Consider the following 16,618-nt stretch of genomic DNA (forward strand, 5'->3'; position numbering starts at 1 on the left):
GCCCGCCGCGAAGACGTCACGACACGCGGTCCTACCAGCCCCCACCACAAATGTGTGGGACCTTCACGCCCGACACTCACCCCGCCGATCACAAACCAACACCAACCCGAACCAGACACCCTCTTAACGCTAAAGCGTTAAGAAGGTGCCCTTCCTTCGAGCAAAGCGCGGCGCAGCGCGGCGTGGAGGGTTAGGCCGGGTCGAGGGCTGGTTCGGCGGGGGAGTCTGCCGGTCGGGGGGAGTCGGTGGGGGTGGGGTGCGGACGCATGGCCAGGGCGGCCAGGGCGCCCAGGAGGCAGATGGCGGCCGCGCCGAGGAAGATCTCGCGGTATTCGGCGCGCAGGGCTTCGTCGAGGGCGGTCTGGTAGGCGGTCAGGGCGCGGCGGAACTCGTCCTCGGTCATGCCGAACGGCAGTGGCGTGGGCAGGTCCTTGGTGAACTCCTGGAAGCGGTGCAGGCCCCAGGCGGTCAGCGCGGCGACGCCGAGCAGCATGCCCATCATCCGGGCGACCACCACCGCGGCCGAGGCCACGCCGTGCTGGACGGCGGGCACGATCCGCAGCACGAGAGCCGACAGCGGGGCGATGACCAGGCCCAGGCCGAGCCCGGCGAGCACCAGGTCGGTGTCGAGCCGGGGCAGGCTGAGCAGGCCGAGGTCGTGCCGGGCGGCGAGCAGGTCGGCGGGCCAGCCCGCGATCAGCAGGTACGCCCCGGCGGACGCGGCCAGGCCGACGACGGTGAGCAGGCGTTCGCTGACCCGGCGCAGCAGCAGGCCGCCGAGCACCGCGCCGACCGGCAGCGCGATCAGGAAGCGGGTGAGCAGCAGCGTGCTGTCCAGGGTGTCCAGCCGCAGCAGGGTGTGCCCGACCAGTTCGACGTTGACCAGGGTGACCATGAGCGCGGCTCCCGCGCAGGCGCTGGCGGCCAGCGTGGCCAGCAGCGGTCCCATGGCGACTCCGGCGGGGTCGAGCAGCCGGGTGCGGGCGCGCCGCTCCCAGACGACGAACGCGACCAGGGCGAGCCCGGCCGCGCCGAGCACGGCGGGTCCCCAGCTGGGCAGCACGGCGTGCGCCGGGTCGGGGTTGTACAGGCCGACCACGCACAGGCCGAGGGCGAGTGCGAGCAGCAGCCCGCCGACGAGGTCGACGCGGCGCGGGGGGACGTCGGGGTCGGCGCGGTGCGGGGGCACCAGCAGCCAGACGGCGACGCCGATGAGTACGGCGAGGGGGATGTTGATCCAGAAGATGCCGCGCCAGCCGATCCAGAGCGCGACGCCCGCGCCGAACAGCGGGCCGAGCACCGCGCCGAGTTCCTGTGCCGCGCCGACCCAGCCCAGCGCGGTGGGGCGGGTGGCGGGCGGGAACAGGTCGGCGATCAGTGCCATGGTCACCGGCAGCAGCGCGCCGCCGGCCATGCCCTGCAGCGCGCGGCCCGCGACCAGCGGGACCAGGTCGGTCGCGGTCGCGGTGACCACGGAACCGGCCGCGAACGCGGCGAGGCAGGCGAGGATCAGGACCCGGCGGCCGTACCGGTCGGACAGGCTGCCCAGCAAGGGCATCGCCGCGACGTAGCCGAGCAGGTAGCCGGTGACCAGCGGGGTGGCCCGTTCCAGGTGGTTGATCGGGATGCCGAGGTCGTTGACGATGTCGATCAGCACCGACACCAGTACGTACGCGTCGAGCGCGCCGAGCAGCACGGCGAGGCCGCCCATGCCGACGGCGAGGCGGTGCCGGACCGCCCCGCCGCCCGCGAGGTCGTGATCAGGGCGCACTGATCGTCACCGGGTCGTTGTACTTGGTGAAGGTCACGGTGACGGTGCCGGCCGGGTCGCTGCCCTTGGCCGGGATGAGGAACTCGCCCTTGACCAGCTGCTTGCTGGTCGCGTCGAGCCAGACGTGCCCGGTGACGCCGGTGCCGACGCCCGGGATCAGCGCGGCCAGCGCGACCGGGTCCGGCTCGACCTGGATCTTGTAGGTCTCTTTGCCGTCGACCGTCTCCTTGGCCTGCGTGGTCGCCGTCTTCACGCTGCTGAGCAGCTTCGCGACGCCCCGGTTGGGGTCGAGGATGGCCGAGGGGTCGTACACGGTGGCGGCGGCGGCCAGCGGCAGCTTCTGGTAGCCGCCGGTGGCGCCCTGCAGGTACAGGTCGGAGCCGACGATCACGAACTTCGCCTCGATGGCGGTGCCGAACTGCTCGATCGTGGCGCTGCCCTGCGCGCTGCCCTGCTGGGTGAGGTCGCCCTCGGCGCGCTTGAGGGTCAGTCCGCTGATCTTGCCGTTGACGTCGATGACGAAGTGCGCCGACTTGACCTCGGCCATCGCCTTCGCGCCGTCGAGCAGCAGCGTCTGCGCGGCGGGCAGGTCGGCGGGCGGGGTGCTGGGTTCGTCCGCCTTGGAGGTGCACCCGGTGAGGGTGAGGGCCAGTGCGGCGAGCGCGGCTAGCGCGTACGAGGTGCGGGACATACGCGCATGTTAGTGCGGGTCGCCACGCCGGGCCCGACACGCCGCGTGCACCTCTGTTGACCTGCGCTTACGTATACCAGTTTCGCGAAGACCGCCGCAGGCGTCCGGACCGGATTCCGTCCTGCGGTCCATAGCAGACCGGACGAACCTTCTGAAATCCGGAGCAAGCGATCGGCCGATCGGTAGCATCACGGAGGGTGAGCTAACGATTTCATTTGGTAATCGTTATGGCACCGCGCCTCCTCCATCCAGGCGGAATGTGCGGGCCGCTCGTCCAGGTGGATGCCTCCCGGCGCCACCGTGTCCCGCCTGAGGAGAACCAATGACGATGCTCAGCGAGCCTGACGCATTGACCGGGCCGTCCGTCCACTGCGACCTGCCCGGACCCCGTTCGGCCGAGCTGCTGGAGCGCCAGCGCCGCCGCGAGTCCAACGCGCGTACCTATCCCCGCAACCTTCCGATCGCCATCGCCGAGGGCTCCGGCAGCTTCGTACGCGATGTCGACGGCAATGTGTTCATCGACTTCCTCACCGGCGCGGGCGTGCTGTCGCTCGGCCACAACCACCCCGAGCTGGTCCGGGCCGTCACGGCCCAGTTGGGTCAGCTGACCCACGCGCTGGACTTCCCGACCCCCGCCAAGGACGCGTTCATCGAGGCCCAGCTGTCCATGCTGGCCCCTGGCCTGCGCGAACGCATGCGTGTGCACTTCTGCGGACCGACCGGCGCGAACGCCATCGAGGCCGCGATCAAGCTGTGCAAGACCGCCACCGGCCGCGGCGACATCATCTCGTTCCAGGGCGGCTACCACGGCGGCAGCCACGCCGCGATGGCGATGTCCGGAGTCGTGTCGCAGAAGCGTCCGATCGCCAACGGCATGCCCGGCGTGCACTTCTTCCCCTACTCGTACTGCGCCCGCTGCCCGCTCGGCCTGCGCCCGGACAGCTGCGAGACCAACTGCGCCGGGCTGCTGGAGAAGTCGCTGCTCGACCCCAACGGCGGCGTCGCCCGCCCGGCCGCGGTGATCCTGGAGCTGGTGCAGGGCGAGGGCGGGGTCATCCCGGCCACCCGTGACTTCGTCCGCCGGGTGCGGGCGCTGACCCGGTCGCTGGACATCCCGCTGATCGTCGACGAGGTGCAGACCGGCTGCGGCCGCACGGGCACCTGGTTCGCGTTCGAGCAGTACGACATCGAGCCCGACGTGATCGTCGCGTCCAAGGCGCTGTCCGGCATCGGCACGCCCGTCGCGCTGATCATGTACGACGAGCGGCTCGACGTCTGGCAGCCCGGCGCGCACACCGGCACGTTCCGGGGCAACCAGCTCGCCTTCGCCGCGGGGGCGGAGGCGGTCCGGATCCTGCACCGCGACCAGATCCTGGCCAACGTGCGCGAACGCGGCGCGCAGGTCGCCGGGCGGCTCGGCGAGCTGACCGGCCACCCCGTGGTGCGCGAGGTGCGCGGCCAGGGCCTGATGTGGGGCGTGGAGCTGGCCGACCCCGGCGACGGCCGCTCGGCCGGGCAGCTCGCCCGGCAGGTGCAGTCCCGCGCCCTGCGCCGCGGCCTGATCATCGAACTCGGCGGGCGCGAGGACTGCGTCATCCGCATCCTGCCGCCGCTGAACGTGACCGCCGAGGTGGTCGACACCGCCTGCGGCATCGTCATCGACGCCATCGAAGAGTCGTACCGCGCCGCCGCCGAGGCGGCTGAGCCGGCGTCCACGCACGCCGGGGCGGACGGCATGGGCTGAGTGACCGGCGCGCCGGCAGGCGCCCCGTCCGAATGCGGCCGACCGGCGTGCCGCCCCGCTGCGGCGCGCCGGAACGCCGACCGCATTCCGCCGAACACGGACCCGATCGCCGCTGCGCGGGCCGCCCGTTCCACTCAGCCGTCCATGCCGTCCGCGGAGGGAGAAGCCCATGAGCACACGCGTCCTCGATGTCAATGATCTTCCCGAGTTCCCTGACGTCGAACCCGGTCGCAACGGCGGTCTCGTGCTGACCTGCCCGGGCTACGAACACGAGCCGCGCTGGCGGCCGGGCGAGCGCCTGTCACAGCTGTTCGAGCAGCAGTGCGACCGGCTGCGCCGGTACGGCCGGGGGGACCAGCTCGCCGTGGACACCGGCGAGGAGGCGCTGAGCTACGACGAGGTCGACGCGCGCGCCAACCAGCTCGCCCGGCACCTGATCAGCCGCGGCGCGCGGCCGGGCGACCGGATCGCGCTGCTGTTCGACCAGCCGGTGCAGTCCTACGTCGGCATGCTCGCGATCGGGAAGATCCACGCCGCGTACGTGCCGCTGGACGCGGGTTTCCCCGCCGACCGGCTGGCCTACATCGTCGGCGACTCCGGCGCGCGGCTGGTGCTGTCGGTGTCCCACCTGCGCGAGCACCTGGCCGAGGTCGACGGTGCCGAGGTGCTCTGCGTCGACGAGCTCACCGCCGAGCTGGCCGCCGTGGCCGAGCACCGGCTGACCACCGCCGAGTGCGGCGAGCCCGTCGACGAACTGGCCTACATCATCTACACGTCGGGTTCGACCGGGCGGCCCAAGGGCGTCGCCGTCGAGCACGCCGCGATCGTCAACTTCGTCCGGGTCGCCGCCGAGCTCTACGGCGTACGCCCCGAGGACCGCATGTACCAGGGCATGACCATCGCCTTCGACTTCTCGGTCGAGGAGATCTGGGTGTCCTGGATGGTCGGCGCGACCCTGGTGCCCAAACCCGGCGGAGCCAGCCTGCTCGGCCGGGACCTGTGGGAGTTCCTGACCGCGCGCGGGGTCACCGCGATGTGCTGCGTGCCCACGCTGCTGGCCACCCTCGACGAGGACCTGCCCGAGCTGCGCTTCCTGCTGGTCTCCGGCGAGGCCTGCCCGCAGGACCTGGTCACCCGCTGGCACCGGCCGAACCGCCGCTTCCTCAACGTGTACGGCCCCACCGAGGCGGCCGTCACCGCCACCTGGACGCCGGTGCACCCGGACAAGCCGATCACGCTGGGCCTGCCGCTGCCGACGTACAGCACGGTCATCCTCGACCCCGACTCCCCCCGCGCCCTGCCCCCGGGCGAGCTGGGCGAGATCGGCATCGCGGGCGTCGGCCTGGCCGTCGGCTACGTCAACCGCGACGACCTGACCGAGCGCGCGTTCATCCCCGACTTCCTGAACATCGCGAACAACCCGTCCAAGCGCATCTACCGCACCGGTGACCTGGGCCGGGTCAACGAGAGCGGTGAGATCGAATACCTGGGACGCATCGACACCCAGGTCAAGATCCGGGGTTACCGCATCGAGCTGACCGAGATCGAGTCGGTGCTGCTGCAGGTGCCCGGCATCGCCCAGGCCGTCGTCGACACGCACCGCCCCGAGCCGGGCGTCACCGAGCTGGTCGGCTACTACAGCCTGCGCAAGGACACCGTCGCGCTGGACCGCCAGCAGATCTACGCCTGGCTGCGCGAGCGGCTGCCCGGCTACATGATCCCGTCGTACCTGGAGCAGCTCGCCGCGATCCCGATGCTGCCCAGCGACAAGGCCGACCGCAAGAGCCTGCCGCCGCCGACCAACCGCCGGCTGGCCGCGCCGCCCACGGACTCCGCTCCCGCCACCGCGGTCGAGCAGGGGTACGCCGAGGTGCTGGCCGAGGTCGTCCGGGTGGACCGGGTCGGCGTGGAGAGCCACTTCTTCGAGGAGGTCGGCGCCGACTCGCTGCTCATGGCGCGGTTCTGCGCCCGGGTGCGCCAGCGCGCCGACCTGCCCTCGGTGTCCATGCGCGACGTGTACGTGTACCCGACCGTGCGGGCGCTGGCCGCGGCCGTCGCCCCGGTCGCCGAGGCCACGCAACCGCGCACCGCGCCGGTGCCGGGACGCCAGACCCGCCGCGCCAGCTCGCTGCAGTACGCCGCCTGCGGGTTCCTCCAGCTGCTGATGGGGCTCGGCTCCGCGGTGATGGGCGGCTACCTGCTCATCTTCGCGTTCCGCTACATGGCCGCCGCCAACGGCTACCTCGACCTGTACCTGCGCTCGGCCGCCTTCAGCACCGTCGGCTTCCTGATCCTGGCCCTCTACCCGGTCGCCATGAAGTGGCTGCTCATCGGGCGGTGGAAGGAACAGGAGATCCCCCTGTGGGGGCTGCGCTACCTGCGCTTCTGGTACGTGCGCATGTGCATGGGCGCCAGCCGCCTGCTGATGTTCTACGGCACCCCGCTCTACCCGTGGTACCTGCGGATGCTCGGCGCGAAGATCGGCCGCAACGTGGTGATCCTGTCGCCGGTCATGCCGATCTGCACCGACCTGCTGACGATCGGCGACAACACGGTCATCCGCAAGGACTGCTACTTCATGGGCTACCGCGCCCAGTCCGGCTACATCCAGACCGGCCGGATCACCATCGGCAGCGACGTGGTCGTCGGCGAGCACACCGCGCTGGACATCGACTCCACCATCGGCGACGGCGCGCGGCTCGGCCACTCCTCGACGCTGCCGCCCGGCTACGTGGTGCCGGCGGGGGAGAGCTGGCAGGGCATGCCCGCCCAGCCGGGCCACGCGGGCCTGCCGGTGATCCCGGCGCGCAGCTGCGGCTGGCTGCGCAAGACGGTGTACTCCGGCATCAAGATCGGCAACCAGGTGCTCACCCGCGGCCCGCTGGTGTTCGGCGCGCTGGTCGCGCTGGTCACCCAGGTGCCGATGCTGCGCGGCCTGGTCGACCGCAAGCCGTTCACCATCAGCAGCATGATCTACCTGGACCTGGTGCTGGCCTCGGCGGTGCTGTTCATCGTCGGGCTGCTGATCGGCCTGGCCAGCATCGTCGTCATCCCGCGCGTGCTCAACCTGCTCTGGAAGCCCGACACGGTCTACCCGCTCTACAGCTTCCGCTACTGGCTGGCCTCGACGATCTCCGGGATGACCAACTCGGCGCTGTTCATGCGCCTGTTCGGCGACAGCTCGTACGTCGTGAACTACCTGCGCTGGATCGGCGTCGACCTGCAACAGGTCGTGCAGACCGGGTCCAACTTCGGCATCGAGTTCCGGTTCGACTCGCCGTTCCTGTGCACGATCGGCACCGGCACGATGGTGTCCGACGGCCTGTCCATGGTCAACGCCGACTACTCGCCCAGCTCGTTCATGATGTCGCGGGTCACCATCGGCGCCCGCTCGTTCGTCGGCAACGACGTCACGTTCCCGGCCGGGCACGCCGTCGGCCAGAACGTGCTGTACGCGACCAAGGCCACGGTGCCCACCGACGGTCCGATCCGCTACGACACCGGCCTGCTCGGCTCCCCGTCGTTCCCGATCGCCCGGGTCGTCACCCGCGAGGCGGGCTGCGAGGCGCCGACCGGCGACGCGCTGCGCCGCGCGCTGAGCCTGAAGAACCGGTACAACCTGCGCTCGATGGCCTGGTTCCTGTTCGTCAGCTGGTTGTCGGCGGCCGTCGGCCTGGTGGTGCTCGCCGCCGCGCTGGACAACTACTCCGAGTGGAGCGTGCTGGTCATCCCGGCCGCGATGGTGGTCATGCTGATCTTCCAGCTCTGCTACAGCGTGCTGGTGGAGCGGCTGGTCGGCGGGTTCCGGCGGCTGCGGCCGCGGCGCTGCTCCATCTACGACCCGTACTACTGGTGGCACGAGCGGCTGTGGAAGCTGGAGGCACCGGTGCCGTTCGCGGGCACCCCGTTCCGGCCGATCATCTGGCGGCTGCTCGGCGTGAGGATGGGCAAGCGGGTGTACGACGACGGCGCGTACATGTCCGAGCGCACCATGATGACCATCGGCGACGACGCCTGCCTCAACGCCGGCGTGGTGATCCAGTGCCACTCCCAGGAGGACGGCATGTTCCGCTCCGAGCCGACCGTCATCGGCTCCGGTGCGACGCTGGGCATCAAGGCGTTCGTGCACTACGGCGTCACCGTCGGGCAGGACGCGGTGCTCGGGGCGCACTCCTTCCTGATGAAGGGCGAGCAGATCCCCGACGGCGGGGACTGGACCGGCAACCCGGCCCGGCAGGTGTGCGAGCCGCTGCCCGCCGCGCGCCGGACCAGGCCCACCCCGTGCGCGTCCGGCCCGCGGGCCGGTTCACGGGCCGCGGCCCGCGCCCTGCTCACCGAGCTGCGGGCCACCCCGGCCCCGCGGCGGCGACGCCCAGCGGGCGTGGCGGTGTCCCTGTTCTCGCTGGCCGCGTGCCGTCGGCGGGAGAAGGACCTGGCGCAGTTCCTCAACGCCGCCGAGCGCGCCGAGGCCGAAGCCATGCGCTCCGGCGAGCGCCGCAGCTCGTTCATCGTCACCCGGGCGCTGGTCCGCATGATCCTGTCGATCGAGTGGCACGGCGAGGTCGCACCCCGCAACTGGAGCCTGCAGTACGGCGGCTTCGGCAAGCTCACCGTCTCCGGGCCGCTGCACGGCATCGACGTGAGCGTCTCGCACACCGACTCGGCGATCGCGGTGGCGGTGTCGGACGCGTACGACATCGGGGTGGATCTTGAACCGGCGGGCCGGGAGGGCGCGTCGCTGCCCTGGACGGTGCTGTCCGCCGCCGAGCACGCCCGCCTGGTGGAAGCCGACGACCAGGGCGAGCAGCTGCTGCGGATGTGGACGCTGAAGGAGGCCTTCACCCGCTGCGTCGGCGACGACGGCGAGGTCAGCTTCGAACAGCTCGACACGCTGCTGGAGCCACTGCAGGTGGTCGGCACCACGCCGAACGGACGCCAGCGCTACTGGTTCCACCAGGAGCAGTGGGGAGCCGACACCGACCAGCACTGGGTGACCGTCGCGGTGCGGCGGCGGCCCACGGGACGGCGCGGGCGCAGGCCCGCCGCGCGGGGAGTGCGCCCCGCGGTCACCAAGTCGGTGGGCCGCACCCCGCGCCCGGTCACCCGCCCCGCCGCGAGCCAGGACGTGATGATGCAGATCCTGGCCGGTGGCCGGGTCACCGCCCGCAGGGTCGCGTCGCCGAATCCGGCACCAGCCGAGCAGGCCTAGACTCCACGGTCATGGGCGTCACACACCACGGCCGCACCGAGCGCCTCGACCTGGCCGATCCGACCCTGCGCGACTGGACCTGCACGGTGCTGGCCGCCGATGCCGAGCAGGGCATCGTGCTGGACCGCTCGGCCTTCTACCCGGGCGGCGGCGGCCAGCCGCCGGACCACGGCGTGCTGCTCTGGCAGGGCGTGCAGACCCGGATCACCGGCACCCGCAAGGGCGACGACCTGTGGCTGATCCCGGCTGAGGGCGACCCGCTGCCGCCGGTCGGCACGCAGGTCGCCGGGGCGGTCGAGGACACCCGCCGCACCCTGCTCATGCGCACCCACTCCGGGCTGCACGTGCTGTGCGGGGTGGTGTTCCGCGACTTCGGCGCGCTGGTCACCGGCGGCAACATGGAGCCGGGCGAGGCCCGGATGGACTTCAACCTGCCCGAGGTGCCCGCCGACTTCAAAGCGCGCCTGGAAGAGCTGGTCAACTTCGAGGTGGGCGCGGACCGCCAGGTCGTCACCCGCGTACTCGGCCGCGACGAGGCCCTGGCCCTGCCCGACATCATCCGCACCCAGTCGAACCTGATCCCCGCCGACGAGCAGGAGATCCGCATCGTCGACATCGTCGGCCTGGACGTCCAGGCCGACGGCGGCACCCACGTGGCCACCACCTCCCAGATCGGCAAACTCCAGATCGTCAAGGTCGAGTCCAAGGGCAAGGCCAACCGCCGCGTCCGCGTCCGCCTGGCCTGACCACCCCTTTTTCCGCAACTCTTAAAGAGTCGCGGCTTCCGGATGCCCCGGACGGCGCGACTCTTTAAGAGTTGCGACCGGGGTCGGGGTCGGGGTGGCCGGGGTCGGGGCGGGGGGTGTCGTCGATGGTGCCCTCGTAGACGGGGCCGTGGGGTTGGGCGGGCAGGGCGTTGGGGGGGAGGGTCTGGCGGCGGTGGCGCCTGAAGCGGTGTTCGTCCTTGGGTGGGCGGTCGTTCGCCAGGAGGACCGCGAGCCAGGGGATGAGCACCATGCCCACGCCGCACAGGGGCAGCCACAGCCACAGTAGGGGCACCTGGAGCATCGCCAGCACCGAGCCGAGGATCAGGCAGCCCGCGCGCAGCAGCATCATCGCGATGTAGCGCCGTTCGCGCCGCCGCAGTTCGACCTCCGGGCTCTCCGCCGCGTCGGTGATCAGCGCCGGCCGGTCCGCCTGCCGTTTCACGAGGCCTCCTGGTCGCCGGGAACCACTCCATCCTGCCCTCATCGGCGTGTCCTGCCGACAGCGGGCCGGATTCTGCGTCGGTCGGTGCCGGGTCAGGCCGAAGGCAGGGGCGGGCGGGCGCCGACGAGGCCGACGGCGCGGGCGCCCAGGCGACAGCCCGCGAGCAGGGCGTCGTGCTGCCCGGCGCCGGCGGCCCAGGCGGCCAGCAGGCCCGCGGCGAAGGCGTCGCCCGCGCCGGTCGCGTCGACGATCGGCACCGGCTCGCCGGTGACGTGCACCACGCCGGTCGGGCCCGCCCACAGGGCACCGTGCGCGCCGAGCTTGACCACGACGTCGCCACCGATGGCGTACGCCATGCGCAGGGCCTGGTCGGCGGGCTCGCCGGGACCGGCCAGGGCGGTCGCCTCGTCGGCGTTGGCGAGCAGCAGGTCGACCCCGCGCACCCAGTCCAGGAACGGGTGCCCGGCGGTGCCGTCGGTGATCAGTTCGGTGGTGACGGCGTACAGCGGGGCGGCCGAGGCGGCGTCGACGCAGGTGCGCAGGCCCGCGGCGCGGGCGGAGGCGAGCGCGTACCGGCCGGTGGGCCGGGACGGCTGGTCGAGCAGGGTGTAGCCGGACAGGTGCAGCAGGGACGCGCCCTGGGCGATGGCGGCGTCCACGTCGGTGGAGGCCAGCAGCAGGTTCGCGCCCCGGTCGCTGATCATGGTGCGCTCGCCGCCGTGCGTCAGCACCACGATGCTGCCGGTCATCGCTCCGGGGCGGACGCTGACCTGGGTGCGTACGCCCGCCTGGTGCAGTTCGGCCAGCCGGTCGCGACCGGCCTGGTCGTCGCCGACCGCGCCCACGAAGGTCACCGGCACACCCAGCGCGGCCAGCCACGCGGCGGTGTTCGCGGCCTGGCCGCCCCCGGCGACGTGCACCGTCGCCGGGGTGTCCGAGCCCTGCGCCAGCGGTGCCCGCAGCACCGCCAGCACGTCGGTGACCAGGTCTCCGACGGAGAGGATCACTGGTTGCCGGCCGCTGCGGCGATCTGCGCGGCCAGTGCGGCGTTGCGCAGGATGATGCGTACGTTGACCGCCAGGCTCTGCCCCTGCGTCGCCGCATGGAAGTGCGACAGCAGCACCGGCGTCACCCGCTTGCCGGTCACCCCGTCGCGCGCCACGATCGCCAGGCCCTCGGCCAGCGTGCGGTCGTGCAGGCCCTGGTCGAGCTGCTCGTCCTGGGGCAGCGGGTTGGCCACCACCAGCGCACCCCGGTGTACGCCCTGGTCGCGCTGCGCGCGCATGGCCGCCGCGATCTGCGCGGGGGTGTCCACCCGCCAGTCCACGCCGAACCCGCTGTCGCGGATGAAGAAGCCCGGGAAGCGGTCCGTCTGGTATCCGGCCACGCCGACGCCCAGCGTCTCCAGCCGCTCCAGCGTCGCGCCCACGTCGAGGATCGACTTGACCCCGGCGCAGACCACCACGATCGGCGTCTGTGACAGGGTCGTCAGGTCGGCCGACTCGTCGGAGGTCTGCGACGCCTCCCGGTGTACGCCGCCCAGGCCGCCGGTCGCGAACACGCCGATCCCGGCCGCCGCGGCGATGGCCGACGTGCTGGCGACCGTGGTCGCGCCGTCGACGCCGAGCGCGGCGGCGATGGCCAGGTCGCGGACCGAGAGCTTGGCCACGTTCTCGCCGGTGGCCAGGCGGGTCAGCGCCTCGTCGTCGAGTCCGGCGACCAGCTCGCCGCCGACCATGCCGATGGTCGCCGGGACCGCGCCGTTGTCGCGTACGACCTGCTCGATCTCGCGCGCCACGCGCAAATTGTCCGGGCGGGGCAGCCCGTGCGAGACGATCGTGCTCTCCAGCGCCACCACCGGCTGCCCGGCCGCGAGCGCCGCCTTGACCTCGGCCCCCAGCCGGATGCTCACATCAGTCACGATCATGAGACTAGCCTGCCGAGGGCTCCTGCCAGCGTGGCGGGATATCAGACTGGGCTGCTAGCCGGTGACCTGAGACAATGTTGGGGTGACCACACCAGTGACGAACCCCAGCACCATCGTTGAAGAGCGCACGGCCACGGACTATCGCCTCGACGAGGGCGACCACGAGCGCTTGTCGCACTACGCGCCGAAGGACAAACTGCTCGAAGCGATGATCGAGGGTACGCCGGTGCGCGCCCTGTGCGGCAAGGTCTGGGTGCCCACCAGAGACCCCAACCGCTTCCCGGTGTGCCCCGAGTGCAAAGAGATCTACGAGAACCTCTCCGAATGATCCGGCCCGCGCGCCGACGTACGGCTGCCACCGCCGTGCGGCACGGGGGTCTCGGTGCGCACCGGTCTCTCCCCCAGGAGTAGGCATGACCGCGAGCGTGGTCGTCGTGGGCAGCGCGAACATGGACCTGGTGGTGGCGACGCCCACCCTGCCCCGCCCCGGCGAGACCGTGCTCGGCGAGAGTTTCACGACCGTTCCCGGCGGCAAGGGGGCCAACCAGGCCGTCGCCGCCGCGCGAGCCGGTGCCCGGTGTCACTTCCTGGGCGCGGTCGGCTTGGACGCATTCGGCGACGAGCTCAAAGGCTGCCTGGCCACGGCCGGTGTCGAGCTGGACGGGTTGCGCCGGGTCGTCGGCCCGTCGGGAGTCGCGCTGATCGCGGTCGACGCGGCCGCCGAGAACCTGATCGTCGTCGCTCCCGGTGCCAACGCCCAGTTCACCGTGCTGGACGCGGTCGACCGCGAGCTGATCGAGAGCTGTGACGTGCTGCTCTGCCAGCTGGAGATCCCGCTGGACACGGTCGCCCAGGCCGCCGCCGCGGCCCGCGCCGGGCAGACGGCCTTCATCCTCAACGCCGCCCCCGCCCGGCCACTGTCCGCCGGACTGCTGGCCCTGGTGGACGTGCTGGTGGTGAACCAGACCGAGGCCGCGGTGCTGGCCGGGCTCGACGGCGGCCGTGACGCCAGCCGGGCCGACAACGTGCCCGAACTGCTGGCCGGCCTGCTGGCCGCCGTGCCACGGGTGGTGCTGACGCTGGGCGCTGCCGGGGTCGCGTACGCCGACCGGGACGGCACGCGGCTGGAGGTCGGCGCGCCGCCCGTCGCCGCCGTGGACACCACGGCCGCCGGGGACGCGTTCACCGGCGCGTTCGCGGTGGCCTGGGCCCAGGGCCGTCCCGTCGAGGAGGCGCTGCGCTGGGCCTGCGCCGCCGGGGCGGCCTGCGCCCAGCACTGGGGCGCCTCGACCTCGCTGCCGCTGCGGCCCGACATCGACGCGCTGTACGAGCGGGCCTACCAGCCCCAGCCGTGACCGGCGGCCGCTCGGGCGGCGAGGCGGCGCGAGGCTACGGCACCCGACGTCGTAGCCTGCGGCCGTGGACAGTTCGTCGGCCCTGCTCGTCGGGGACCTCACCGGGGTCGCCGTCTTCGCCGCCTCGGGCGGGTCAGCCGCGGTCGGCAAGCGACTCGACCTGTTCGGCGTGGTCTTCGTCGGCTTCGTCGCCGCGCTCGGCGGCGGCATCCTGCGCGACCTGGTGATCAACCAGGTCCCGCCGCTGGCGTTCGCCGACTGGCGCTACCCGCTGACCGCCGTACTCGCCTCGCTGGCCGTGTTCTGGCTGCACCCGCACCTGGACCGGCTGCGCCGCACCGTGCTCGGCCTGGACGCGGCCGGACTGGGCCTGTTCACGGTCACCAGCACGCTCAAGGCCTTCGACGCCGGGGTGCCCGCCGTCGGCGCGTGCCTGCTGGGCATGCTCACCGGCATCGGCGGGGGACTGGTCCGGGACCTGCTGCTCAACGAGATCCCGGTGGTGCTGCGCCGGGAGATCTACGCGGTGGCGTCACTGCTCGGCGCGATCGTGGTGGCGGTGCTGGTGGGGCTCGGCTGGGGCAGCGTACTGACCTTCACCGGCGCGGCGCTGCTGGTCTTCGTGGTACGCATCACGGCCCTCTATCGCCACTGGTCCGCCCCGCGTCCCCGCCTCGGCGGCGGTGCGTCCGCCGAATCCGGCTGACCCCGTCGGCCGCCTCGACCGGCGATGATCGCTGTTTCCGGTCAAAAACTCAGGTCTGACCGCAGATCATGACCGCAAACAGCGATCATCGGCGCGGAACGGGTGGTGTGCAAGGCGACGCGTCACTTTCCACCCGGCGGTCGCGCGGACCTGTCCTGACGAGCCGATAGACTCAGGGCCCCGCCTTCGAGGTGCCGCCGAGCCGTGGCCGACCCGAGGGCTCTTTCGTGCGATTCCCCCAGCTGAGCAGGAGGCTGCCGCGTGGCGCTGGCCCGCCCCGTCCCCGAGTCGTTCCCGGCGCTGCGCGCCTGGCAGCGCAAGGCCATGGTCGAGTACCTCCGCCGCCGCTCGCCGGACTTCCTGGCGGTCGCCACGCCCGGCGCGGGCAAGACGACCTTCGCCCTGCGTATCGCCGCCGAGCTGCTGGCCGACGGCAGCGTGGACGCGGTCACCGTGGTCGCCCCGACCGAGCACCTGAAGCTGCAGTGGGCGCAGGCCGCGTCCCGGGTCGGCATCGAGCTCGACGCCATGTTCCGCAACGCCGACGTGCACACCAGCGCCGACTTCCACGGCGCGGTGGTGACGTACGCGCAGGTGGGCATGGCGCCACAGGTGCACCTGCGGCGCACGCTGACCCGCAAGACGCTGGTGATCCTCGACGAGATCCACCACGCTGGCGACTCGCGCAGCTGGGGCGACGGCGTGAAGGCGGCCTTCGAGCCCGCCGTACGGCGGCTGATGCTCACCGGGACGCCGTTCCGCTCCGACGAGAACCCGATCCCGTTCGTGAGCTACGAGCGGGTGGGCGAGGTGCAGCGCTCCCGCGCCGACTCGGTGTACGGCTATGCCGACGCGCTCGCCGACGGCGTCGTCCGGCCTGTGATCTTCCTCGCTTACTCGGGCGAGACCCGCTGGCGCACCAGTGCGGGCGACGAGCTGGCCGTACGGCTGGGCGAACCGCTGACCCAGGACCTGATCGCCCACGCGTGGCGTACCGCGCTGGACCCCAAGGGCGACTGGATGCCGCAGGTGCTGCGGGCCGCCGACGCGCGCCTGCAGGTGCTGCGCGCCGGGGGCATCCCCGACGCCGGTGGCCTGATCATCGCCTCGGACCAGCAGACCGCCCGCGCGTACGCCAAGCTGATCGAGACCATCTCCGGTGAGAAGGCCACCGTGGTCCTCTCCGACGACACCGGGGCGTCAGCGAAGATCGCCGAGTTCGCGGGCTCCCAGCAGCGCTGGATGGTCGCGGTGCGCATGGTGTCCGAGGGCGTCGACATCCCCCGGCTGGCCGTCGGCGTGTACGCCACCAGCGCCTCGACCCCGCTGTACTTCGCCCAGGCCATCGGCCGGTTCGTGCGCGCCCGCCGCCCGGGGGAGACGGCCAGCGTTTTCGTGCCCAGCGTGCCCACGCTGCTCGGGCTGGCCAGCGAGATGGAGCTGGAGCGCGACCACGTGCTCGGCGGCCCCAAGACCAAGGACGGGCTCGACGACGAGCTGCTGGAGCGGGCTCAGCAGTCGGAGAAGGCCAGCGGCGAGCTGACCAAGTCCTTCGAGGCGCTGTCGGCCACCGCCGAACTCGACCAGGTGATCTTCGACGGCGCGACCTTCGGCCTGCCCGCCCAGGCCGGCACGCCCGAGGAGGAGGACTTCCTCGGCCTACCCGGCCTGCTCAGCGCCGACCAGGTGTCCGCCCTGCTGACCAAGCGCCAGGCCGAGCAGGCGGCCGCCGTACGTCGCAACCGGGCCGAGCAGACCCCCGCCCAGCGCGAACCCGTCGCTCGCGACATGTCCGCCACCGAGCGCCGCATCCACCTGCGCCGCCAGCTCAACGCCCTGGTAGCCGCCCACCACCACCGCACCAACCTGCCCCACGGCAAGATCCACGCCGAACTTCGCTCGAAATGCGGCGGCCCCCCCAGCGCCCAGGCCACCATCGAACAACTCGAAGAACGCATCGCCACCATCCAATCCTTCTGACCCACCCTCCCCACCCGCCCCCACCC

12 protein-coding genes are annotated in these 16,618 nt (G+C 72.2%); 7 read left to right on the forward strand and 5 right to left on the reverse strand.

Features of this window, described 5'->3' with window-relative positions; all coding sequences use genetic code 11:
• Positions 1-190 precede the first annotated feature (190 nt).
• Positions 191-1,771, reverse strand: coding sequence for an MFS transporter (locus HAV40_RS37510; RefSeq protein ID WP_239086593.1), 1,581 nt, complete (start codon positions 1,769-1,771; stop codon positions 191-193).
• The gene (locus tag HAV40_RS37515; protein WP_166389075.1) at positions 1,761-2,462 is read right to left on the reverse strand and encodes an LppX_LprAFG lipoprotein; all 702 of its coding nucleotides are present in this window, start codon (positions 2,460-2,462) and stop codon (positions 1,761-1,763) included. The genes HAV40_RS37510 and HAV40_RS37515 overlap by 11 nt, the downstream gene beginning before the upstream one ends.
• Before the next feature lie 322 nt (positions 2,463-2,784).
• Between HAV40_RS37515 and HAV40_RS37520 the strand changes: the two genes are divergently transcribed.
• The 3 genes from HAV40_RS37520 (at position 2,785) to HAV40_RS37530 (ending at position 10,161) form a co-directional block, all read left to right on the forward strand.
• On the forward strand, positions 2,785-4,206 hold the full coding sequence (locus tag HAV40_RS37520; protein WP_166389076.1) for an aspartate aminotransferase family protein: 1,422 nt from the start codon (positions 2,785-2,787) through the stop codon (positions 4,204-4,206).
• A gap of 169 nt (positions 4,207-4,375) precedes the next feature.
• Complete coding sequence (locus tag HAV40_RS37525) at positions 4,376-9,415, forward strand: Pls/PosA family non-ribosomal peptide synthetase (RefSeq protein ID WP_166389077.1); 5,040 nt, start codon at positions 4,376-4,378, stop codon at positions 9,413-9,415.
• A gap of 11 nt (positions 9,416-9,426) precedes the next feature.
• Positions 9,427-10,161, forward strand: a complete 735-nt coding sequence (locus HAV40_RS37530; RefSeq protein WP_166389078.1) for an alanyl-tRNA editing protein — start codon at positions 9,427-9,429, stop codon at positions 10,159-10,161.
• 64 nt (positions 10,162-10,225) lie between these two features.
• On the opposite strand, the gene HAV40_RS37535 is transcribed toward HAV40_RS37530, so the two are convergent.
• The 3 genes from HAV40_RS37535 to HAV40_RS37545 form a co-directional block, all read right to left on the reverse strand.
• Positions 10,226-10,624 (reverse strand): DUF3099 domain-containing protein, encoded by a 399-nt coding sequence (locus tag HAV40_RS37535; protein ID WP_166389079.1) that lies wholly within the window; start codon positions 10,622-10,624, stop codon positions 10,226-10,228.
• 92 nt (positions 10,625-10,716) lie between these two features.
• The gene (locus HAV40_RS37540; protein WP_166389080.1) at positions 10,717-11,631 is read right to left on the reverse strand and encodes a carbohydrate kinase family protein; all 915 of its coding nucleotides are present in this window, start codon (positions 11,629-11,631) and stop codon (positions 10,717-10,719) included.
• Entirely contained in the window at positions 11,628-12,551 is a 924-nt protein-coding gene (locus HAV40_RS37545) for a pseudouridine-5'-phosphate glycosidase (protein ID WP_203671568.1), read from the reverse strand. The genes HAV40_RS37540 and HAV40_RS37545 overlap by 4 nt, the downstream gene beginning before the upstream one ends.
• An 82-nt stretch (positions 12,552-12,633) precedes the next feature.
• Here HAV40_RS37545 and HAV40_RS37550 point away from each other — a divergent pair, with 82 nt between their 5' ends.
• The 4 genes from HAV40_RS37550 to HAV40_RS37565 all read left to right on the forward strand — a co-directional run bounded on the left by HAV40_RS37550 (position 12,634) and on the right by HAV40_RS37565 (position 16,592).
• On the forward strand, positions 12,634-12,879 hold the full coding sequence (locus HAV40_RS37550) for a DUF3039 domain-containing protein (RefSeq protein WP_120318641.1): 246 nt from the start codon (positions 12,634-12,636) through the stop codon (positions 12,877-12,879).
• Positions 12,880-12,964: 85 nt separating this feature from the next.
• Positions 12,965-13,906, forward strand: a complete 942-nt coding sequence (locus tag HAV40_RS37555) for a ribokinase (RefSeq protein WP_166389082.1) — start codon at positions 12,965-12,967, stop codon at positions 13,904-13,906.
• 64 nt (positions 13,907-13,970) lie between these two features.
• Positions 13,971-14,612, forward strand: a complete 642-nt coding sequence (locus tag HAV40_RS37560) for a trimeric intracellular cation channel family protein (protein WP_166389083.1) — start codon at positions 13,971-13,973, stop codon at positions 14,610-14,612.
• 324 nt (positions 14,613-14,936) lie between these two features.
• Entirely contained in the window at positions 14,937-16,592 is a 1,656-nt protein-coding gene (locus HAV40_RS37565) for a DEAD/DEAH box helicase (RefSeq protein WP_239086677.1), read from the forward strand.
• The last annotated feature ends 26 nt before the right edge of the window (positions 16,593-16,618 follow it).

Origin of the sequence: Catellatospora methionotrophica, assembly GCF_011297335.1 — a bacterium.
Classification (GTDB): Bacteria; Actinomycetota; Actinomycetes; order Mycobacteriales; family Micromonosporaceae; genus Catellatospora; species Catellatospora methionotrophica.

Coding starts and splice junctions, on each gene's coding strand:
- HAV40_RS37515 (WP_166389075.1), bottom strand. CDS start 2,462: ATGTCCCGCACCTCGTACGCGCTAGCCGCGCTCGCCGCACTGGCCCTC.
- HAV40_RS37520 (WP_166389076.1), top strand. CDS start 2,785: ATGACGATGCTCAGCGAGCCTGACGCATTGACCGGGCCGTCCGTCCAC.
- HAV40_RS37525 (WP_166389077.1), top strand. CDS start 4,376: ATGAGCACACGCGTCCTCGATGTCAATGATCTTCCCGAGTTCCCTGAC.
- HAV40_RS37545 (WP_203671568.1), bottom strand. CDS start 12,551: ATGATCGTGACTGATGTGAGCATCCGGCTGGGGGCCGAGGTCAAGGCG.
- HAV40_RS37555 (WP_166389082.1), top strand. CDS start 12,965: ATGACCGCGAGCGTGGTCGTCGTGGGCAGCGCGAACATGGACCTGGTG.
- HAV40_RS37565 (WP_239086677.1), top strand. CDS start 14,937: ATGGTCGAGTACCTCCGCCGCCGCTCGCCGGACTTCCTGGCGGTCGCC.
- HAV40_RS37530 (WP_166389078.1), top strand. CDS start 9,427: ATGGGCGTCACACACCACGGCCGCACCGAGCGCCTCGACCTGGCCGAT.